Source organism: Geobacillus sp. FSL W8-1251 (assembly GCF_038005945.1).
GTDB classification, from domain to species: Bacteria; Bacillota; Bacilli; order Bacillales; family Anoxybacillaceae; genus Geobacillus; species Geobacillus stearothermophilus.
The window spans coordinates 632,903-652,663 of the sequence record NZ_JBBOUF010000001.1; the positions used below are offsets into that span (position 1 = coordinate 632,903).

The following is a 19,761-nucleotide window of genomic DNA, read 5'->3' on the forward strand; positions in this document are numbered from 1 at the left end:
GCATGGAACTCCAGGGTGATGTTCACTCTTGCGCCGATGCCAGGCTTCCACCATCCCCGGCTCGCTGCGACCGGTCGTTCAAGAGCTACTATCCCTTTCATCGTCGATGACTATTTCACTATTCATCCTGAAAAAAGCCAACCGCCTCCCACGGCGGCTGGTGCAGTGATTTTTGCCAATGATTATACCCGACATGGCCTCGGTTCGTCAAGGCTGAGACAACGGCTCTTTCGCCTCTTCTTCGAGATCAGGCATCTCGTATTCCATCAACTCGTCCCAGTCACGGCTGTTGATCATATCGAGCTGCGCCTCAACGAGCATGCGGAAGCGAGCGCGGAACACTTTCGACTGCCGCTTGAGTTCTTCGATTTCCAGCGCGATTTTCCGCGATTTGGCCAGCGCGTCGCCGATGATGCGCTCCGCGTTTTTCTCCGCTTCTTTAATGATCAGCTTCGCCTCTTTTTGTGCGTTGCGCTTCACTTCTTCCGCTGCTTCCTGAGCCACAAGAATCGACTTATTTAACGTTTCTTCAATGTTGGAAAAGTAATTCAATTTTTCCGTCAGTTCGGCCACTTTTTCTTCCAGCTGCTTTTTTTCACGGATGAGCATTTCGTAATCTTTAATAATTTGATCCAAAAACTCATTCACTTCATCTTCGTCATACCCGCGAAATCCGCGGCTGAATTCCTTATTGTGAATATCCAATGGCGTCAACGGCACAATGGCCACCTCCGTCTCCATCATTCCTTTTCTTCCTTCATTCGACACGATCAGCCCATTTCCTGCTGCGATTCGATTATTTTTGACGGCCCAGCCGGATGCGCCAGCGTTCTTTTTTCGTCATCCCCTCGACGGAAAACAGCTTGCAGCGACCAAACCCGCGCGCCGACAGGACATCGCCCGGCCCGCATACAAAATCGGGCTTGTCCACCACCTTCCAGTTCACTTTGACGAGCCCGCTTTCAATGAGCGTCTTCGCTTTCTCGCGCGCGAGGCGGAACGCCTGGGCAAGCACCGCATCGAGCCTTAGAGAAGACACCGTGACCGTTCCTTCCTCCCACGTTTCGGCAAGCGGCATGGCAGCTGACAGCGGCAACAGCTCAAGCGAAACCGGCGCTTTGCCGATCGTCCCGACATGGAGGCGAATGTAATCGGCCACCTCGGCGGCGGCAAAAAATTGGATCTCTCCTCCTTGGACGAGAATGTCGCCGAACTTGCCCCGCCGCAAGCCGAGCGACATGAGCGCTCCTAAGACGTCGCGGTGTTCAAGGGAAACGAATTTGCCTGGATAGCGGACAGCGAACAAGGCGATGTCATAATCCTCCTCATTCGGTTCGAAATACGGCGGATACAAAAGCGCCCGCTTCCGCTCGACAAACAAAGCGCCGCCGAAAAAGGACACGCGCACGTCTCCGTCGCTGCCGACGATGCTTTGCACGATTTGCTGCTCACGCGGATCAAGAAAATCGGTCAGCTTCGGAGCGTACTGACGTTCTACCATTTCCTTCCATTCTATTACATGATCGATGAATTGATGTTCCTCTTTGCGGAAGTGCTGATACAGCTCCATTCCCATTCACCTTGCCTCATAAAGAAAGGAACCCGGAACGGATTCCTCCCGCTATTCCGCCCGCCTGCGCCTGGGCCAAACGACGCGCGTTCCGTCCGGCTGCTAAAACTGCGCTTCGAGGATGTCAAACAACGCATACAGCCCTCTTGTCGCAAATTCAAGGACAATAAAGGCGATGATCGGAGAGATGTCAATGATGCCAAGCGGCGGAATGACGCGCCGAAACGGTTCCAAATACGGCTCGCAAATGGCGGCAAGCATTTGTCCGAACCGCGTTTCGCGCGCATTCGGAAACCAAGACATCAAAATGTAAATGATCAAAGCGTACGAATATACTTGAATCAAGGTCGTTAAAAACGTAAGCACATAATCCAACGACTACCACCTCTTTATCGGTCTGTCATCCTCGCCGTCAAGCGAAATCGCGCCGCTGACGTCGACGTTGTCCGGGGTGCACAAAAAGATTTTCGTGCCAACTTGCTGAATGTCGCCGCCAATGGCGTACACCGTGCCGCTTAAAAAGTCGACGATCCGCTTCGCCTGCTCATGCTGGATGCGCTGCAAATTGACGATGACCGCCCGCCGGCTTTTTAAATGATCGGCGATTTCCTGCGCCTCCGCATACACCCGCGGCTCAGCGAGCACGACTTTCGCCGATTTTTGCACGCTTTGCAAGCTGACGACGTTCGCCTTGTTTGCCGCCTTCAGCAGCGGCGCCTCCTCTTCCGGCTGCGGCGCTTCGTATTCTTCTTCATAGTCTTCGTAATCTTCTTCTAAAAAATAATCGCGAAATTTTTTCATCAACCCCATCAAGTTCACCTCCTACAATGATCCGACAAGCGCGCTGCCGATGCGCACAAACGTCGCCCCTTCCTCAATGGCGATCTCGTAATCGTTCGACATGCCCATCGACAGCTCCGTGCACGGCGCATGCGGCCAGCGGAGCGCCTGAACGCGCTCTTTCAAGACCCGCAATTGCCGGAAGCAGGCGCGCAATACCGCCTCGTCATCCGTATGCGGGGCCATCGTCATCAATCCGACGACCTCAAGGTGCGAAAACGAACGGAGCTGATCGATGAACGGGACGGTCTCGTCAGGAGAGAGGCCGTGCTTCGTCGCTTCTCCCGATACATTCACTTGCACAAAACATTTCACCGGCCGCACCGCCCGCTTTTCAATTTCTTTCGCCAGCGACAGGCGATCAAGCGAATGGATGTAATCGACTTTATCGATAATGTCCTTCACCTTGCGCGACTGAAGCGTCCCGATAAAATGCCACACCGCCCGGTCCCCGATCCGTTCATACTTTTCAAGCAGCTGGCCGGCGCGGTTTTCGCCGAGGTCGGCAATGCCGGCGTCAAGCACATGAAGCGCCCTTTCGGCATCAATATATTTCGTGACAGCAACGATGCGTACGTCGGCCGGATTGCGGCCGACGCGGGCGCAAGCCGCCTCGATGCGCTGGCGAACGGCTGCCAAGTTGTCGCGTACGGTCATGCTGTTTCCTCCCTTCGGCCGATAAACGCCAACATCCGCCCTGTCGTCCCACGGTCGCGGCGGTGGGAAAAAAACAACGTCTCCTCACAGCTTGTACAGCGTTCCGACACATAAATATGGCAGTCTGGAATCCCGGCGGCCGCAAGCTGCAGCCGGTTGGCCTCTTTTAAATCAAGCGCATACTGCCCTTGGCTTGTTTCGCGCCACGGCAACGGGCCGCCCGCAGGAAGAGTCGGACGCAGGCCATCGATCACCCGGTCATCAACCGTGTAACAGCATGGGCCAATGGCCGGTCCAATCGCGGCATAGATGTCGGACGGGGCAATGTGTTCACGCTCCTGCCAAAGCCGCACCATGTTTTGGACAATGCCGCCCGCCGTCCCCCGCCAGCCGGCGTGGGCAAGGCCGACTAGGCCCGCCGATGGCGCGATAAAATAGACAGGCACACAATCGGCAAAACAAAGTGCGAGCAATACCCCCGCCTTATCCGTATACAGCCCGTCAGCCCCCCGGACCGCTGCAGCGAAGTCGTGCGCCCCGCTCCCCCGATCGCCTTTCGTCACTTTCCGAATCACGGCGCCGTGCACTTGCTCACAACACACCCAATGATCGAGCGGAACAGAAAGCCATTCAGCCAGACGGCGGCGGTTGTTGACGACATGCATGCGATCGTCGCCGACATGCAGCCCCATATTCAGCGAGGCGAACGGCCCTTCGCTTTCTCCGCCTTGTTTCGTTGTCAACCCGGCGACTGCTCCGGCAAACGGGGGCGCCCCGCAGCGGAGCCATCCTTGAGCTTCTTGTTGAAAAATGTCCGGCATTCGCGTCAACCTCACGCTGTTTTTGTAGGTTTTTATCACTTTTTTTCCTATTTTATCATAGTTTGTTTGTTTGTGATAACCTTTATTTGCGATTTTGTCGAAACATTGGTGCAATCCCGCCACTCAATATGCCGCTCATTGCGCGGGCCGCTCAGTCGGCATCATGCAGGCGGACTAAAATGACATCCGCTCCGATTTTGACGATGTTTTGCCACGGAATGACGACCGCTTCTTCACGCCCGAACAACCCGAGCATCTTTCCGGAGCCTAAAATAATGAGCGAACGGATTTTGCCTGTATCTAAATCGATGTCAATATCCCCGATGTTGCCAAGCTTCTTCCCGTTGGCCACATTGACGACATCTTTCGTTTGAAACTCAGAAATTCTCATCACGGTTCAGTCCCCCGCCTTTCCTCTCCTCTTTTTCATCTATATGCACCGCCCAACCGGTTATGTGCCAAAGAAAAAAGGCTGCCCGAGCAGCCGTTCACACTTGGATGTTTTTATTCATTTGCCGGATCGCTGCCTTTTCAAGCCTGGACACTTGCGCCTGGGAAATGCCGATTTCCTCGGCGACTTCCATTTGCGTCTTTCCTTGGAAAAACCGTTTGCGGATAATCATTTTCTCTCGCTCATTCAACCGCCGCAGCCCTTCTTTTAAAGCGATTTCTTCGATCCATTGGATGTCGCGGTTGCGCTCGTCGCTAAGCTGGTCCATCACATAAATCGGATCGCCGCCGTCGTTGTATATCGGTTCAAATAAGGAAACAGGGTCTTGAATGGCATCAAGGGCAAACACCACTTCCTCGTGGGCGACGCCGAGTTCCCGCGCAATATCTTTCGTCGACGGCTCTTTCGCCGTCTCGCTCATGAGCCGTTCCCGCACTTGCAGCGCTTTGTAAGCGATGTCGCGCAGCGAGCGCGAGACGCGAATTGGATTGTTATCGCGCAAGTAACGGCGGATTTCGCCAATGATCATCGGCACCGCATAAGTGGAAAATTTCACATTTTGGTTAAGGTCAAAATTATCAATCGATTTCATGAGTCCGATGCAGCCAACTTGAAATAAATCATCAACAAACTCGCCGCGGTTGTTAAAGCGTTGAATGACGCTTAACACGAGGCGTAAGTTTCCGTTTACCAATTTTTCCCTTGCTTCCAAATCCCCTTCATGCATCCGGCGAAACAGCTCCCGCATTTCCTCGTTGTTGAGGACGGGAAGCTTTGAAGTGTCTACACCGCAAATTTCGACTTTGTTCCTCGTCAAGTTGTTCCCTCCCATCAGGAGATGCTAAGTCGTCAGTTTTCAGTATCTCCCTGGGAGGGAAAAATATGCACAGCCTGTCCGAGCGAAAAAAAAGCGGCGGAGCGTCCACTCCCGCCGCTTGCTACATCATTTTGTTGAACTCTTTGCGCAACCGTTTAATGATCCGCTTCTCGAGCCGCGATATGTACGATTGCGAAATGCCGAGCAAGTCAGCGACATCTTTTTGCGTTTTTTCCTCCCCTCCTGACAAACCAAAGCGCAATTCCATAATCTGCTTTTCACGGTCGCTCAGCTGGTGCAAGGCGTTTAACAGCAGCCGCCGGTCGACGTCCGCCTCCAAATCCTTTGTAATGACGTCGTCTTCCGTTCCCAGCACATCGGACAGCAGCAGCTCATTGCCGTCCCAATCGATATTGAGCGGTTCGTCAAACGACACTTCCGCCCGCACTTTATTGTTGCGGCGCAAATACATTAAAATTTCGTTTTCAATGCAGCGTGATGCATAAGTCGCCAGCTTGATTTTTTTCTCCGGGTTAAACGTATTGACCGCTTTGATTAAGCCGATCGTTCCAATGCTGATCAAATCTTCGATGTGAATGCCGGTGTTTTCAAACTTGCGCGCAATGTAGACGACAAGCCGCAAATTGCGTTCAATGAGCAGCGACCGCGCCGTCTCATCACCGGTGGCCAGCCGTTCGATCAACTGCTCTTCCTCTTCTTTCGTCAACGGCGGCGGAAGCGCCTCGCTGCCGCCGATATAGTAAATTTCGTCGGCCTTCAACCCAAGTTTGGCCAGCAGCTTATACAGCCAATACATGAACCGAAGTTTCCATCTTTTCATCAAAATCCCCCTTCTAAACGGATAAAACGCGAGTATGATATAGTAACGACCTATGAAGCGGTCAGCTTTCTTCCCGCCTGCACCATTTTCGGGTGGATGATGCAATCGTATTCTCCGTCGGCTGAAAGCGGGTCTGCACTTAAGGCCATAAGCCCATGTTTCACCTCAAGCCACTCGTTTTCGTATGACAGCGCGATGCGGTCTAGTTTTACCGCCATCATCATTTGCGGGCCGCTGCCCACTGCGCGGTATGGAATGAGACGAAGACGATGGGCCCACTGTTCGGGCGGGTCGTCAACCGTCATGGCTGCCATATAGGCCATCAGCTCTTCGGGCAGCACGTCCTTCGCTTTTTCCCGGTCCACGATCATCACCGGCGTTTTGGACACTGGGTCAAACAGCTGGTTGCCGCTGTCGATGAGCCCTCTTAGGGCAAGGGGCCGGCCTTCCCAAACAGCAATGACATCTACAATATGTTCGAAGCGCAATTTTTTCTCGCGAATCTGTTCCACACGGCGGCGGGAAAAAAGCCACAACACCGGAAACCCGACGAGGACAAACAGCCAGCTTACCGGGTCGCCCGCCCCGGGGGGATGCATCATCAATAATCCGTTCTGCACGGACAGTTGCTCGGCGAAAAAATAATGAACCGCCAGCATGCCGCCCCCGACAGCGAACGTGGTAAAGTAAAACGCCAGCATGTTCTCGATCATATAGCGCGGCCGCTTAAAGCCAAAAGCGGAGAGCACAATCAAGATCGAGGCGGCCATTTTGGCAAGCGGGTGCTGGGCGATGGCGGACAACGGGGTGAACAGCAGCACCACAAGCAGCGACCCGATCAACGCTCCGGCCAACAGCCGCCACCAGACGATCGGGCGCTTAAGCATGAGCGCTGTCAGCCAAAGAAGCATTGCATCAAAACAGACGTTCAAAAGCCAAATGACATCAAGATACACAACCAACCGGCAAGCCCCTCCCCCGCCCCATCGGCTTTTGTCTGAAACAAGTATATAGCATATCCCGTTGGAAAGTCTGTCAATTGGTGGTGGTGAAAAACAGAATGTTTTGTCAAAGCGAGGGGAAACGTGCGAACGAGGAAAACCGCCCTTTGAAGCGCGGGGCGAGGGCAAAAAAAGAAGGGGCTGACCCAAAACGCGAATGCGTTTTGGGATCAGCCCCCACTTTTTTGCCTCAAATATAGAAGAATCGCCCTTTTTTCTGGTAGAATAGAGTCACCAAAACCACTACCACCGAAAGAAGGGCGATTCTTTTATGAAACATGATCATATTTCCTTTAAAGAGTATACCATGGACAACCTCTCTTTGCCAAGCAACATCGCCGATCTCATTCCACGGGATAACATGGCCCACGTGGTTCATGAGATGGTTGAACGCATCCCGATGGAGACGTTTCTTGCTTACTACAAAGGAGGGGGCGCCTCCGCCTATCATCCGAAAATGATGACCAAAATTCTCCTTTACGCTTACACCCAAAAAATGTATCATGGCCGTGAGATTGCACGGCAGCTCGAAGTCCACCTTCCCCTCATGTGGCTAAGTGGATTTCAAAAGCCGGACTTCCGCTCCATCAATCGGTTTCGTTCGGAGCGGATGAAAGACCTGATTGACGACCTGTTCCGGGAAATGATCACGCTGCTCGTGGCCGACGGCTATGTCAAGATGGAAGATTATTTTGTGGATGGAACGAAAATTGAAGCGAATGCCAACCGGTACACCTTCGTTTGGCGCAAATCGGCTGAGAAGTACCAGGAGAAACTCCAAGCCAATGTCGATCGGCTGATTGCCCAGATCGAGGCGATCGTGGAAGAAGAAAAGGCGGAAGACATCGACCCTTCGCCGGCCTTTACGTCAGAAGAAATCCGAAAGAAAACCGAGGAGTGGGAAAAACGGTTGGAGGCCGAGCCGGACAACCAACCGTTGAAGAAGGCCATCAAGAAGATGAAGGAGGACTACTTGCCCCGCAGTGAAAAGTATGAACACCAACTCCATGTATGCGGGGATCGCAACAGCTATTCCAAGACCGATGTGGATGCCACCTTCATGCGGTTGAAGGAGGATCACATGCGAAACGGCCAGCTCAAGCCGGCCTATAACGTACAGGTGGGTTCTTCCGGCCAATTTATTTTGGGGTATTCCCTTCATCAGAGGCCGGGCGACACTCGTTGTCTTCTCCCGCATTTGGAGACCGTTCGAGAGAAGTACGGCGTGGAACCCGAACGTTTGATCGCTGACGCGGCTTATGGCTCGGAAGAGAACTACGTGAAGCTGGAAGAGAAGCACATATCGGCCTTGATCAAGTACCATACGTATGAGAAGGAGAACACGCGCAAGGTCAAGAAAAATCCGCATCATCAGCAGAATTGGACCTATGTGGAAGAAGAAGACGTTTGGATTTGCGCCAATGGGAAAAAGCTGGTTCGCACCGGAACTTCGAAACAGACCACGGAATCAGGATACACCTCGGTCACCCGACACTACCAATGCCATGAATGCGAAGGATGTCCGTTCCGTTCGGCCTGCACGACTTCCAAGTATGGACGAACCACGCAATGGAACCCCATCTATCATGAACAAAAACAGAAAGCCCGCGAACGGTTGGAGAGTGAAGAAGGGCAAGCCCGATACCGCCAACGCCAAACCGACATTGAGAGTGTATTTGGGCAAATCAAACAAAATCGCGGGTTTCGTCGCTTTGTCCTGCGAGGCCTCCAAAAAGTTTCCATCGAATGGGGGCTGGTTTGTGCTGCCCACAATCTTCTCAAAAAAGCCGCTAGGGACAAGCAATTGTCCTTGGTGGCGTAAATGAGGGGGAGAACAGAGTCGGAATTTTGTTCCGTTTGGTAAAATATACAAAAACCAGAGAGGGCTGACTCCAAAAGTCCGCTTTTTGGCGGACTTTTGGGTCAGCCCCCGATAGCTCCTCAACGGCGACGGTTGCGGTTACGCAAGAACGCCGGAATATCGAGCGGGTCTTCCGCCTGCCCGGACCGGAGCGCCACATAATCTTGCGCCGGTTCTTCGCGCTTTTCCCGCTTCGGCGCCGGCGTCACTTTCGGCGCCGTCCCGATGCCGGCGCGCGGCGGCCGCGGCTGCGAAGCAACGTTTTCGTTAAACCCGGTCGCGATGACAGTGACGACAATTTCGTCTTTTAAGTCTTCGTTGATGACCGAGCCGAAAATCATATTCACTTCTTGATCGGCCGCCGAAGCGACGATGTCGGCGGCCTCCTGCACTTCGTACAAACTTAAGTTCATGCCGCCGGTGATGTTCATGAGCACGCCTTGCGCCCCGTCGATCGACGTCTCCAACAGCGGGCTGGAAATGGCTTTTTTGGCTGCCTCCGCCGCTCGGTTTTCGCCGCTGGCAATCCCGATGCCCATCAGCGCCGAGCCTTTGTTGGACATGATCGTTTTCACATCGGCGAAGTCAAGGTTGATCAACCCCGGCACAGCGATCAAATCGGAAATGCCTTGCACCCCTTGGCGCAGCACATTGTCCGCTTCGCGGAACGCCTCAAGCATCGGCGTATTTTTGTCAACAATCTCAAGCAACCGGTCGTTCGGAATGACGATGAGCGTATCGACCGCCTCTTTCATGGCGGCGATGCCGCTTGCGGCCTGCGTCGCCCGCTTCCGCCCTTCAAACGTAAACGGGCGCGTGACGACACCGACCGTGAGCGCTCCTAATTCGCGGGCGATTTGGGCGATGACGGGCGCCGCCCCAGTTCCCGTGCCGCCGCCCATGCCAGCGGTGACAAACACCATATCGGCGCCGCGAAGCGCTTCTTCAATTTGCTCTTTGCTCTCCTCAGCTGCTTTTTTTCCAACTTCTGGGTTCGCTCCCGCACCCAAGCCGCGTGTCAGCTTCGCCCCGATTTGCAGTTTCGTCGGCGCCTTCGACAAATTGAGCGCCTGTGCATCGGTATTGACGGCAATAAATTCAACGCCTTGCACTCCGTGTTCAATCATCCGATTGACGGCGTTGTTGCCGCCGCCCCCGACCCCAATCACCTTGATCGTTGCCAACTGATCGACTGTTGTCTCAAACTCCAACATGGCCAAATCCTCCTAAATTTCAATCTCTATTCAAAGAAAGAACCGAAAAATTTCTTGACCTTCTTCCCGAAATGGTCTTCTTTCTTTTTCGGTTTCGATGGTTGTTTTGGCGCCGGGCGCTCGGCCGGCTCCGCCGCGGCCGCCGCCGGGACGGTTTTCCCTTGCAGCTGCGCCTGCCGGTAGGCGAACTTGAGCAGGCCGACGCCGATCGTGTATTGCGGGTCGCGCACGCCGATGTAATCCGGCATGGCAACACGGACGCTCGTCCCTAGGACGACGTGAGCCAACTCCAACACTCCCGGCATATTCGCCACGCCGCCGGTCAGCACATAGCCGCCCGGAAGGTCGCGAAAGCCAAGCCGACGCACTTCATGTTGAACCATTTGCAAAATTTCCTCCATCCTCGCCTCAATAATATCGGCGATCTCAAGCTGGCTGAACTGCTGGTGTTGATCGCTGCCTATGACCGGCACGCTGAACACTTCTTCGTCCGAAGCGTGGTCGTAAAACGCATACCCGTGCTTCAATTTGATTTTTTCCGCATCCTCCGTTGTTGTCCGCAGCCCGATGGCCAAGTCTTTTGTAATATGCTCCCCGCCGACCGGCAGTGAAGAGACAGCTTGCAACGCCCCTTGCTCAAAGACAGCGACCGTTGTCGAACCGCCGCCCAGATCGACGAGCGCGGCGCCCAAGTGCCGCTCATCGTCGGATAATGCCAGCAAACCGGCCGCTAACGGCTGGAGGCAAATGTCGCTGATTTCCAAACCGGCGCGTTCCACACAGCGAAGGAGATTATGTAAAATCGTCTTCGCTCCGGTCACCATCGTCCCTTCCATCTCCAAGCGGACGCCGATCATGCCGCGTGGGTCGTGGATGCCGTCTAAGCCGTCGACGATAAACTGGCGCGGAACGACGCTGATAATTTCCCGGTCCGGCGGGATGGAAACGACTTGCGCCGCATCGATGACGCGGGCAACGTCTTCATCGCTGATTTCGCGGTTTTCGCTGGCAACCGCAACGATGCCATGGCAGTCATGCAGCTGAATATGGCTTCCCGCCACCCCGACAATCACGCGGCGGATCGAAAGGCCGACCATCCGTTCCGCTTGTTCGACCGCGCGCTTGATCGATTGCACCGTTTTATCTATATCAACAATCGCGCCTTTTTTGAGCCCTTCTGATTTCACATTGCCGATTCCGATAATGTTAATCGAGCTGCCCAACATTTCCCCGATGATGACTTTGACGCTCGATGTTCCGACATCCAGGCTAACGACGATCTCATTGCTGCTCATCTTTTGGCATCTGCCTACTAAAAACGCGCCGCTGTCAGCCGACGTTTCAGTAAGCAGCGACACCTCCTTTTTCGGCTGAAATTTCCCTGTCCATCTCTTCGTCTATATCCAGCTCGCGATTTTCGCAAGAACATCGCATTTTGTTTTACTCCATATAATTCAACACAGGAAGACACTTTCCTGTCTTCCGCTTAACTTTTTTCGCGATTTTCCCGCCGCTCCACCCATTCGGCAAGCCAAAGGCGACGGATGATGGCAATGTTTTGAAACAGGCGGACGCCAAACGCGAAGACGGCCGCCAAATACAAGTCTACACCAAGATACACCCCAAGAAAAGTCAAAGTTGTGGCAAGGATGATATTGAAAAAAAACCCGGTTATAAATACTGTTTCGTCGTACGTTCCTTGTAAATGGGCGCGCCATCCCCCTATTAATGTATCAAAGGCGGCCAAAATGGCAATCGACAAATAACTGGAATACTGATCGGGAACTTCCCAGCCGGCCAAGACGCCGACGGCAAACCCGAGCAACAATCCGAGAAGCGGAAGCCACATGCTATTTCTCCTCCTTGCCGGCGCTCGCCGTCTCCATGTATTTTACCTCCAGCCGCTCGGTTGACGGCGGAATGGCGATCATCGGTTTCGGCTTGGAAATCGAAAGCTCCAAGTTTTCGACGATGAAATCATCCCGAATCGGCGAAACCGTCAACCCGCTATACAGCTTGTCCGCATCGTCCGCGACCGCCTTCACCTCAACCGGCAGCTGAAGCGGCCGGCGACCGACTTTCGTCACCCCGTTGACATCGCGAATCGCCGTCTGGTTCGTCAGCCGCTCGCCGCTAATGGCGATTTCCTTTGCTCCATATTTGTTCAATTCATTTACCAACCGCTGCAGCAGCTCCGGCGACACCGTTTGGGCGACCGGACCGACGTAGCCGCCCGCCGCAAACGGCGCGATCGTCAGCACCACGCCGCGCCCTTTCACCTCGGTCAGTCCGGCTTCTTCCCTAAGCTCGGCGACCGTCTCCTCGAGCGCCGCCTCACCGTCTTCCTGCTCCTCGCGCCGGTAATGGCGCAATTTCGCCTCGTAGCGTTCCAGCTCCTCAAGCAGCTGCTGTTCAAGCTTCTGCTCCTTTGTCAAATCGGCGCGCAGCTCCCAAATGTCGCGCGTATCGCGCTCTTCCGAAGGCAGCGTCGTCCGCATCCCGACGGCCAGCATCAATCCGAACACGCCGGCAATCCCGGCAAAATACAGCTGTCTTTTTCGCTCCAATGCGCTTCACCGCTCCTTCCTGCCCGTTTTACGGTCTGGGCGCGAATACCGGATCGAGCGTAATCGCCTCTTGCTTTTCCACTTTTACATCGATATGGTCTTGAACAAGCTCGTCGACGACGCCGCCTGGCAGGACGAGCGCAGACGACAGCACATCTGGGTCGCCGATCGCCGAAATGACAAACGGAGCGGCATGTTGCGTCCCGTCAACCTCAATGACCGGACCGTTGCACACAATGTAGGAGCGATGGGAAATGCGCTGCCCGTTAATGGCGACCGCTTCGGCGCCGGAAATAAGCAGCTCGTGAACGACTTTCCATACGTGCTGTTCGTGAACGATATAATCAGTAGCACTCGCTTCAGAGGGGATGTAAGAGGAGTCGGAAAGCGTGACTGCTACACCCTTTCCTTTCACCCTCGCCTTTCCAACATACATGCGCAGCTGTTCTGCTTCTTTCGCCAGCCCGGCTTCGTTCGTCTGCCGGTCGGCCAGTTTTTTTTCCCAAGCGGCCAGTTCGTCTTGCTTTTCGACAAGCTGTTGCTTTAACGACCGGTTTTCCTTTTGCAAAGCGATCAGCGCCGAGCGAAACTCGTATTCCCTTTTCCACTCGCTGTCGCTCCATTCGCGGCGGGATGGATCGTTTTTGGCATGTTGGTAGGAAAACCCGAGCATGGCGCCGAATAAAAAGCAAATAAAAGTAAGGAGGATGCGGCTATGGGCTTGTTGTCTCATCGTCGTCCTCCTTTTTCGGCGGCTCGTACGGGACAAAGTAGCTGCCGACTTCGAGGTGAATGACCCCTTTGACATTTCGGTCAAGCTCGGCGACAATCGCCGGATAATGCGACAGCTTGTCCGCAAAACGATGAATCGTCGCACTTACCTCATACCCGTCGTTCATGTAGACGATGACGCGGTCTTCATACTCACTGTTCGGCTTGTAGTGAATTTCCGACATGGCGCCAAGCACCGGCGCCGGCAGTTCCGCCAGCTGTCCAGTCATCTCGGCGATGGCGTCGCCGTTTTTCCAACCGACGAGCACAGGCGCATCGCTCGGGGCTGTTTTCACCGCTTCCTGTTTTAACAGCCGTCCGTTCTCAAGCAGCGGGAAAAATGTTTGCCGGTCGTAGACATAAGCGACCCGCCGCCATTCGTGGACGCGGATGACAATCGTGTTCGGCAGCCTCTTTTCCACGGTTGCCTCTTTAATTTCCGGATGGCGGGCGATCCTCGTTGCCACACTTTGTTCGTTCACTTTCCAAAAGCTTGTCCGCTTCGTAATGCCGCTCAAGCTGATGATGCGCTCCGCCGGCAAATGGCGGTTTCCGCTCACCTCCACATGCCTGACGGCGCTTAACGGCGATTGGAAGTAAAGAACGCACAAAATAAACAGAAAAAAGAAGGACAAATACAAAATCAGCCGACGGTTCGCTTTTTGGCGGCGACGCTCTTTCAGTTTTGGGACGCGGTCTTCAAGAACAACAACCTTTCCCTTTTCCATTGTCTCCCCCGCTTTCCTGCCCGCGGGCAGCTCCATGGCTGCGCTCGAATAAAAACAAACGGCATCCGCTGCCGTTTTCTTGTTCTTTGCACTTGTTTTCATTATATCACAAATAGATCGCGAGAGAGACCGTTTTTTATAACATTTGCCGGCACTGTTTGACGGCAAGCCGCCCGAACAAACAAAAACAGCGGACGCCGCCGCCTGCCTAATAGCGGGCGTGTCTGCTAATATTGAGCAGCACACCGATCGCCATCAGCATCAATGTCAACGACGATCCGCCGTAGCTCAAAAACGGGAGAGTAATGCCGGTGACGGGCATCAGCCCGGTGACAACGCCGATGTTGATCATCACTTGGATGGCAATCATCGAAATGATGCCAAGCGCCAAAAAGCTGCCGTACAAATCGGGGGCGCCAAGGGCGATGCGCACGCCGCGCCAAAGAAGAAGGCTGAATAAAAGAAGGACAAGCGATCCGCCAATAAAACCGAGCTCCTCGGCCAAAATGGCGAAAATAAAATCAGTTTGCGGCTCCGGCAAATAAAAAAACTTTTGCCGGCTTTGCCCGAGCCCCAGGCCAAACAGCCCGCCCGGACCGATGGCGTACAGCGACTGGATGATTTGAAATCCGCTCCCCAACGGGTCTTCCCACGGATTCAAAAACGATGTAATCCGCTTGATTCGATACGGCGCCGATAAAACGAGGGCGGCAAACCCGGCAAGCCCCAACACCCCAAGGCCCACAAAATGGCTGAGGCGGGCGCCGGCGACAAAAATCATCGCCACACATGTGCCGACCATCACGGTGCCCGTCCCTAAGTCCGGCTGCAGCATAATCATGCCGAACGCCGCAAACACGAGCGCCAGCGCCGGCAGCAATCCTTGTTTAAACGATGTAATCTTCTTTTGGTTTTCGGATAAATATTTGGCCAAAAACGCGATCATCGCCAGCTTCATAAATTCGGACGGCTGGATGGAAAACGCCCCGACGCCGATCCAGCTGCGCGACCCATTGCGCACCATGCCGACGCCCGGGATCAACACGAGTACAAGCAGCCCGAAACAAACGATGAGCAACACTTTCGACCAGTCGCGCCACGTCCAATAATCGATGTTCATCACAAAAAACATGGCGATAATGCCGACGATGGCAAAGAACAGCTGGCGCTTGACAAAGAAAAACGAATCGTGAAACTTGTATTCCGCCCAAATGGCGCTCGCGCTGTACACCATAATAAGCCCGATGGCCAAGAGCGAAAACGTTAAAAGAATCAACAAAAAATCCGGCGCAGACCTTTTCCGCGGCAATGCCCAACACCTCTATTTTGTAAACTAGAAGGAAAGGGCTGTCCCTTTCCCTCTATTTCAACTTATGCACGGCGTCGATAAAAATGTCCCCTCTCTCCTCGAAAGTTTTGTATTGATCCCAGCTGGCGCAGGCCGGAGAGAGCAAAATAACATCGCCCGGCTCGGAAAGCCGGAAGGCAACCGGGACAGCTTTTTCCACATTATCGACATATTCGATCGTTTCTATTCCCGCCTCCCGGGCGATGCGCCCGATTTTCTCCGCCGTTTGCCCGAACAATACCGCCGCTTTCACCTGCCGCAAGTACGGAAGAAGCTTGTCAAACTCATTGCCGCGGTCAAGCCCGCCGGCCAGCAAAATCACCGGTTCACCGGCAAACGCCGAAAGCGCCTTTTGCGTTGCCAAAATATTCGTCGCCTTCGAGTCGTTGTAAAACCGCCGGCCGTCGACTTCGGCTACATATTGAAGCCGATGTTTTACGCCGGCAAACGTCGTCAACACTTGAACGATCGCCTCGTTGCTGGCGCCGGCCAGCTTGGCAGCCGCCACCGCGGCCAAAATGTTTTCCACGTTGTGCTGGCCGGGGAGGACAATGTCTGCTGTCTTGATGATCGGCTCTCCGTTCCAGCAAACGGCGCCATTGTCGACGTACGCCCCTTCACCGAGCGGCTTCGTCGCCGAAAACAGCACCTTTTGCGATCGAATCGAGGCGGCGATGTCCATCACGGTCTGGTCATCCGCGTTGACGACCGCATAATCTTGTTCTGTTTGGTTGCGGAAAATATTCGCCTTCGCCGCCGCGTATGCTTCTCTTGTGCCATGGTAGTCCAAATGGGCATCAAAAATGTTAAGCAAGACGGCGATCGTAGGACGGAATTGATCAATGCCGGCAAGCTGGAACGAAGACAGTTCGGTGACGAGCCATTGGCCCGGCTTCGCTTCCTTGGCCACCTCGCAGGCGACTAAGCCGATATTGCCGGCAAGCAACGGGTCTTGGCCATCCGCCTTTAACATTTCATAAATCAATGTCGTTGTCGTCGTTTTCCCGTTCGATCCGGTAATGCCGATAAACGACGCTTCGGAAATGTGATAAGCCAGCTCCACCTCGGTCACGACCGGAAGCCCTTTTTCAAGTGCTTTTTTCACTAACGGATTCGTATACGGGATGCCCGGATTTTTCACGACGAGGTCAAACGGCTCATCGAGCAGTTCGAGCGGATGGCCGCCGCAAACAACGCGGACGCCGAGCTCTTCAAGCTGCTTCGCCTCCGCGTTTTCCGCCAACGGTTTTTGATCGTTGGCGACGACTTCCGCCCCTAATTCAACGAGCAGGCGGGCCGCTGCCGCCCCGCTTTTCGCCAATCCAATCACAAGCACACGACGATGTTGATAGAAAAGAGTCGGTTTCAATTACATCCACACCTCGATATAAATTCCTAGCATGGCAAACAACAGGCCGACGGCCCAAAACGTCACGACAACGCGCCATTCCGACCAACCGACGAGCTCATAATGATGATGGAGCGGGCTCATGCGGAAAACGCGCCTGCCGGTCGTTTTGAACGAGGCGACTTGAATGATGACAGACAGCGTTTCAATGACAAAGACGCCGCCAATAATGATCAGCAGCAGCTCGAGTTTCGTTAAGACAGCGACCGCAGCGATCGCCCCGCCAAGCGCGAGCGATCCGGTATCCCCCATAAATACTTTTGCCGGATGGGCATTAAACACTAAAAAGCCGAGCACAGCGCCGACAACGGCGACGCAAAACACCGCCACATCGTACTGACCTTGATTCCAAGCCAACACGGCATACGCGCCAAAGGCGATCGCCGCCGTGCCGGCCAAAAGCCCATCGAGCCCGTCGGTCAAGTTGACAGCGTTGGAGCCGCCGACAAGCATGAGCAAAAGCAGCACCCCATAAGCCCAGCCAAGGTCAAACGACCAGCCGGTCCCGGGGATATGTACTTCCGTCGAAAAGCCGCTTTGCCGGTAGACAAAAAAGAAAACAACGGCAATGATGAGCTGGCCGATAAATTTTTGCCGGCTCGTCAACCCCAGGTTCCGCTTCATCACCACTTTGATCATATCGTCCAAAAAGCCGAGCACCCCGTAGCCAACCGTAACAAGCAGCAATAAATATGTTTCCACCGACAGGACGGACAATCTCGATGTCATCCATAACGTTGTCGCCACGATCGAAAGCAAAATCATAATGCCGCCCATTGTCGGGGTGCCCGATTTTTTTTGATGCGACTTCGGCCCTTCCTCGCGAATGCTTTGCCCAAATTTTAACCGCCGCAAAAACGGGATGAACAGCGGCGACAAAATGACGGTGACCAAAAAGGAAACAGCCATCGCAATGACAATTATTTGTTCTGGCATGAATCGTCACATCCTTTTGCCTGCCGCGCGTCCAGCCACCATTTCTGCAACTCGGCGAGCCGGAGGGGGATTGCTTCATCAGCAGGGACATACTCCCCGCCTTCTTCCGGGAACGAAAACGAAAATTCCGTTCCCCGGCCGCCTTCCCGCAAATACCGCTCAAGCAGCGCGGCGGCCGCCGCAAGCGGCGACGGGACGAAAAAGAGCGGAAACTGATTAGGAATGTAGCGCGGCAATGGCTCTCCGATCGGCCAAAACGAAGCGATCGCCCCGTGCTCGATGGCCGTTTTCAGCGTTTCCGCCGCATCTTCAAGCGGCACGAACAGCCCTTTTTTTACCTGTTCGGCCGGATTGACAAACACCGCGTGAAAACGAATCGTTTCGTCCACAATGCCGCTCGCTTCGTTCGCAATTTTCTGCACCATTCCGTACGTAACCATCGTCATGTTCTCTCCCTCACCGCCGCTCGGGCGACAGCGCGATCGTCAAACTCAATCACATTGCCGCCGATGATTTGGTACGTTTCATGCCCCTTACCGGCAATCAACACAACATCTCCTTCTTGCGCCTGCCGGATGGCGTAGCGGATCGCCTCTTCCCGGTCAGGAATCGTCACGTACCTTCCATCTTGATCACTTACCCCCGCTTCCATATCCCGCAAAATTTGCTGCGGGTCTTCCGAGCGCGGATTGTCGGAGGTGAACACGGCGACATCCGCGTGGCGCACCGCCACCTGCGCCATAAGCGGCCGCTTCGTCCGGTCGCGGTCGCCGCCGCAGCCAATGACGACATAGACGTTCCGCTTCGCAAATTGGCGCACCGTTTTTAGCGCGTTTTCCAAACTGTCCGGCGTATGGGCATAATCTACAATGATAGTAAAATTTTGCCCTTCATCGACCGTTTCAAACCGCCCGGACACCGGCTCGACATCCCTTAAAGCCGTCGCAATCGTTTCAAGCGAAAACCCGGAGGCAAGGCAGGCAGCGGCCGCCGCAAGCATGTTATAGACGTTGAACAAGCCGACGAGCTTCGTTTCCACCACTGCCGATCCGTGCGGCGTGCACAGCCGAAAGGCCATGCCGGACGGGGTCATGGCAATCTCTTCCGCCATCACATCGCTCTTCGTGCGAATACCGTAAGTGATGATTGGTGCTGCTGTCATATGTTTATAATATTGCGAAACAGGATCATCATGATTCAAAACGGCAAATTTCGGCCGCCGCTCGTCGTAGCGGTTGCCGAGCTGGGCAAACAACAGCCCTTTGGCGTTCCGATACTCGTCCATCGTTCCGTGATAGTCAAGATGATCTTGCGTCAAGTTCGTAAACACGGCCACATCGTAATCGCAGCCATGCACCCGTCCTTGGTGAAGGGCATGCGACGACACTTCCATGGCCGCAAACTCCACGCCCTCGTCGATCATCTGTTTAAACGTGCGTTGCAAGACGAGCGACTCCGGCGTCGTATTCGCCGCCGGGTAAGAACGGGCGCCGATTTTGATCCCGACCGTGCCAATCAGCCCCGTTTTTTTGCCGGCCTTTCTCGCGATCTGGTCAATGATATGAGTCGTCGTCGTTTTTCCGTTTGTGCCCGTCACGCCAATTAAATGAAGTCGATGGGTCGGGTGCCCGTAAAACGCATCAGCCAAAATCGCCATCGCCCGCCGGCTGTCCGGCACAAGGACAAGCGGCGCGTCCACCGCGAGCGGACGCTCAGCCACGACCGCCGCTGCTCCGCGCGCCACCGCTTGTTCCGCAAAGTCATGCCCGTCCACCGTAAATCCTTTAAGGCAAAAAAACAGCGAACCGGGCGTGACATGGCGCGAATCCATTTCGAGCGCGACAATATCCGGATTGCCCCCGCGATGCACCCAAAAACCGGGCAAGCGCGACAGCAACGTTTGCAATTTCATCCTTAGTCATCCCTTTCG

The 19,761-nt window shown here is 54.4% G+C and carries 22 protein-coding genes and 1 other annotated feature (1 of these 23 running past the window's edge); of the genes, 1 reads left to right on the forward strand and 21 read right to left on the reverse strand.

Features of this window, described 5'->3' with window-relative positions; translation table 11 throughout:
• Positions 1-110: a binding site (T-box leader), on the reverse strand (it extends 111 nt beyond the left edge of the window).
• Between the two features lie 97 nt (positions 111-207).
• The 10 genes from NSS88_RS03170 to spoIIGA all read right to left on the reverse strand — a co-directional run bounded on the left by NSS88_RS03170 (position 208) and on the right by spoIIGA (position 6,959).
• Entirely contained in the window at positions 208-720 is a 513-nt protein-coding gene (locus NSS88_RS03170; protein ID WP_145956599.1) for a DivIVA domain-containing protein, read from the reverse strand.
• A 76-nt stretch (positions 721-796) separates the two neighbouring features.
• Positions 797-1,570 (reverse strand): YlmH family RNA-binding protein, encoded by a 774-nt coding sequence (locus NSS88_RS03175; protein ID WP_044742646.1) that lies wholly within the window; start codon positions 1,568-1,570, stop codon positions 797-799.
• Positions 1,571-1,672: 102 nt separating this feature from the next.
• On the reverse strand, positions 1,673-1,945 hold the full coding sequence (locus tag NSS88_RS03180) for a YggT family protein (protein ID WP_033011295.1): 273 nt from the start codon (positions 1,943-1,945) through the stop codon (positions 1,673-1,675).
• Positions 1,946-1,948: 3 nt separating this feature from the next.
• Entirely contained in the window at positions 1,949-2,380 is a 432-nt protein-coding gene (locus NSS88_RS03185) for a cell division protein SepF (protein ID WP_033011296.1), read from the reverse strand.
• A 12-nt stretch (positions 2,381-2,392) separates the two neighbouring features.
• A complete protein-coding gene (locus NSS88_RS03190; RefSeq protein WP_033011299.1) occupies positions 2,393-3,067 on the reverse strand; it encodes a YggS family pyridoxal phosphate-dependent enzyme in 675 nt (224 codons plus the stop codon).
• Positions 3,064-3,888 carry a peptidoglycan editing factor PgeF gene (pgeF, locus tag NSS88_RS03195; protein WP_033016140.1) on the reverse strand — a complete coding sequence of 275 codons (825 nt, stop codon included), beginning with the start codon at positions 3,886-3,888 and terminating at the stop codon, positions 3,064-3,066. Before pgeF ends, NSS88_RS03190 begins: the two co-directional genes overlap by 4 nt.
• A 151-nt stretch (positions 3,889-4,039) precedes the next feature.
• A complete protein-coding gene (locus tag NSS88_RS03200; protein WP_033011301.1) occupies positions 4,040-4,282 on the reverse strand; it encodes a YlmC/YmxH family sporulation protein in 243 nt (80 codons plus the stop codon).
• 94 nt (positions 4,283-4,376) lie between these two features.
• Positions 4,377-5,156 carry an RNA polymerase sporulation sigma factor SigG gene (sigG, locus tag NSS88_RS03205; protein ID WP_033016141.1) on the reverse strand — a complete coding sequence of 260 codons (780 nt, stop codon included), beginning with the start codon at positions 5,154-5,156 and terminating at the stop codon, positions 4,377-4,379.
• A gap of 121 nt (positions 5,157-5,277) precedes the next feature.
• Entirely contained in the window at positions 5,278-5,997 is a 720-nt protein-coding gene (gene sigE, locus NSS88_RS03210) for an RNA polymerase sporulation sigma factor SigE (RefSeq protein WP_033011303.1), read from the reverse strand.
• 50 nt (positions 5,998-6,047) lie between these two features.
• A complete protein-coding gene (gene spoIIGA, locus NSS88_RS03215; protein WP_061580853.1) occupies positions 6,048-6,959 on the reverse strand; it encodes a sigma-E processing peptidase SpoIIGA in 912 nt (303 codons plus the stop codon).
• A 310-nt stretch (positions 6,960-7,269) separates the two neighbouring features.
• Between spoIIGA and NSS88_RS03220 the strand changes: the two genes are divergently transcribed.
• Positions 7,270-8,820 (forward strand): IS1182 family transposase, encoded by a 1,551-nt coding sequence (locus NSS88_RS03220; RefSeq protein WP_183084396.1) that lies wholly within the window; start codon positions 7,270-7,272, stop codon positions 8,818-8,820.
• A gap of 119 nt (positions 8,821-8,939) precedes the next feature.
• On the opposite strand, the gene ftsZ is transcribed toward NSS88_RS03220, so the two are convergent.
• From ftsZ to NSS88_RS03275, 11 genes are all read right to left on the reverse strand, one after another.
• Positions 8,940-10,073 carry a cell division protein FtsZ gene (gene ftsZ, locus NSS88_RS03225; RefSeq protein ID WP_061580854.1) on the reverse strand — a complete coding sequence of 378 codons (1,134 nt, stop codon included), beginning with the start codon at positions 10,071-10,073 and terminating at the stop codon, positions 8,940-8,942.
• A 26-nt stretch (positions 10,074-10,099) separates the two neighbouring features.
• Positions 10,100-11,368 (reverse strand): cell division protein FtsA, encoded by a 1,269-nt coding sequence (gene ftsA, locus NSS88_RS03230; protein ID WP_055358231.1) that lies wholly within the window; start codon positions 11,366-11,368, stop codon positions 10,100-10,102.
• A 191-nt stretch (positions 11,369-11,559) separates the two neighbouring features.
• The gene (locus tag NSS88_RS03235) at positions 11,560-11,922 is read right to left on the reverse strand and encodes a small basic family protein (RefSeq protein WP_341082993.1); all 363 of its coding nucleotides are present in this window, start codon (positions 11,920-11,922) and stop codon (positions 11,560-11,562) included.
• 1 nt (position 11,923) lies between these two features.
• Entirely contained in the window at positions 11,924-12,640 is a 717-nt protein-coding gene (locus tag NSS88_RS03240) for a DUF881 domain-containing protein (protein ID WP_055358178.1), read from the reverse strand.
• Positions 12,641-12,668: 28 nt separating this feature from the next.
• Complete coding sequence (locus NSS88_RS03245; RefSeq protein ID WP_033011314.1) at positions 12,669-13,373, reverse strand: DUF881 domain-containing protein; 705 nt, start codon at positions 13,371-13,373, stop codon at positions 12,669-12,671.
• Positions 13,354-14,139: a cell division protein DivIB gene (divIB, locus tag NSS88_RS03250; protein ID WP_033011316.1), complete on the reverse strand. Its 786-nt coding sequence runs from the start codon at positions 14,137-14,139 to the stop codon at positions 13,354-13,356. The genes NSS88_RS03245 and divIB overlap by 20 nt, the downstream gene beginning before the upstream one ends.
• Positions 14,140-14,347: 208 nt before the next feature.
• Entirely contained in the window at positions 14,348-15,448 is a 1,101-nt protein-coding gene (gene spoVE, locus NSS88_RS03255) for a stage V sporulation protein E (RefSeq protein WP_033016150.1), read from the reverse strand.
• 52 nt (positions 15,449-15,500) lie between these two features.
• Complete coding sequence (murD, locus tag NSS88_RS03260) at positions 15,501-16,856, reverse strand: UDP-N-acetylmuramoyl-L-alanine--D-glutamate ligase (protein ID WP_033016151.1); 1,356 nt, start codon at positions 16,854-16,856, stop codon at positions 15,501-15,503.
• On the reverse strand, positions 16,857-17,831 hold the full coding sequence (gene mraY, locus NSS88_RS03265) for a phospho-N-acetylmuramoyl-pentapeptide-transferase (protein WP_033016152.1): 975 nt from the start codon (positions 17,829-17,831) through the stop codon (positions 16,857-16,859).
• Positions 17,816-18,277, reverse strand: a complete 462-nt coding sequence (locus tag NSS88_RS03270) for a hypothetical protein (protein ID WP_055358179.1) — start codon at positions 18,275-18,277, stop codon at positions 17,816-17,818. The genes mraY and NSS88_RS03270 overlap by 16 nt, the downstream gene beginning before the upstream one ends.
• Positions 18,274-19,743, reverse strand: coding sequence for a UDP-N-acetylmuramoyl-L-alanyl-D-glutamate--2,6-diaminopimelate ligase (locus tag NSS88_RS03275; protein WP_341083000.1), 1,470 nt, complete (start codon positions 19,741-19,743; stop codon positions 18,274-18,276). Before NSS88_RS03275 ends, NSS88_RS03270 begins: the two co-directional genes overlap by 4 nt.
• Between the last annotated feature and the right edge of the window lie 18 nt (positions 19,744-19,761).

Excerpts from the sequence above, each read along its gene's own strand:
- NSS88_RS03220 (WP_183084396.1), top strand. The coding sequence starts at position 7,270 with ATGAAACATGATCATATTTCCTTTAAAGAGTATACCATGGACAACCTC.
- pgeF (WP_033016140.1), bottom strand. The coding sequence starts at position 3,888 with ATGCCGGACATTTTTCAACAAGAAGCTCAAGGATGGCTCCGCTGCGGG.
- NSS88_RS03235 (WP_341082993.1), bottom strand. The coding sequence starts at position 11,922 with ATGTGGCTTCCGCTTCTCGGATTGTTGCTCGGGTTTGCCGTCGGCGTC.
- NSS88_RS03245 (WP_033011314.1), bottom strand. The coding sequence starts at position 13,373 with ATGAGACAACAAGCCCATAGCCGCATCCTCCTTACTTTTATTTGCTTT.
- divIB (WP_033011316.1), bottom strand. The coding sequence starts at position 14,139 with ATGGAAAAGGGAAAGGTTGTTGTTCTTGAAGACCGCGTCCCAAAACTG.
- NSS88_RS03185 (WP_033011296.1), bottom strand. The coding sequence starts at position 2,380 with ATGGGGTTGATGAAAAAATTTCGCGATTATTTTTTAGAAGAAGATTAC.
- NSS88_RS03270 (WP_055358179.1), bottom strand. The coding sequence starts at position 18,277 with ATGACGATGGTTACGTACGGAATGGTGCAGAAAATTGCGAACGAAGCG.
- sigE (WP_033011303.1), bottom strand. The coding sequence starts at position 5,997 with ATGAAAAGATGGAAACTTCGGTTCATGTATTGGCTGTATAAGCTGCTG.
- NSS88_RS03175 (WP_044742646.1), bottom strand. The coding sequence starts at position 1,570 with ATGGAGCTGTATCAGCACTTCCGCAAAGAGGAACATCAATTCATCGAT.
- NSS88_RS03275 (WP_341083000.1), bottom strand. The coding sequence starts at position 19,743 with ATGAAATTGCAAACGTTGCTGTCGCGCTTGCCCGGTTTTTGGGTGCAT.
- NSS88_RS03190 (WP_033011299.1), bottom strand. The coding sequence starts at position 3,067 with ATGACCGTACGCGACAACTTGGCAGCCGTTCGCCAGCGCATCGAGGCG.
- mraY (WP_033016152.1), bottom strand. The coding sequence starts at position 17,831 with ATGCCAGAACAAATAATTGTCATTGCGATGGCTGTTTCCTTTTTGGTC.
- ftsZ (WP_061580854.1), bottom strand. The coding sequence starts at position 10,073 with ATGTTGGAGTTTGAGACAACAGTCGATCAGTTGGCAACGATCAAGGTG.
- ftsA (WP_055358231.1), bottom strand. The coding sequence starts at position 11,368 with ATGAGCAGCAATGAGATCGTCGTTAGCCTGGATGTCGGAACATCGAGC.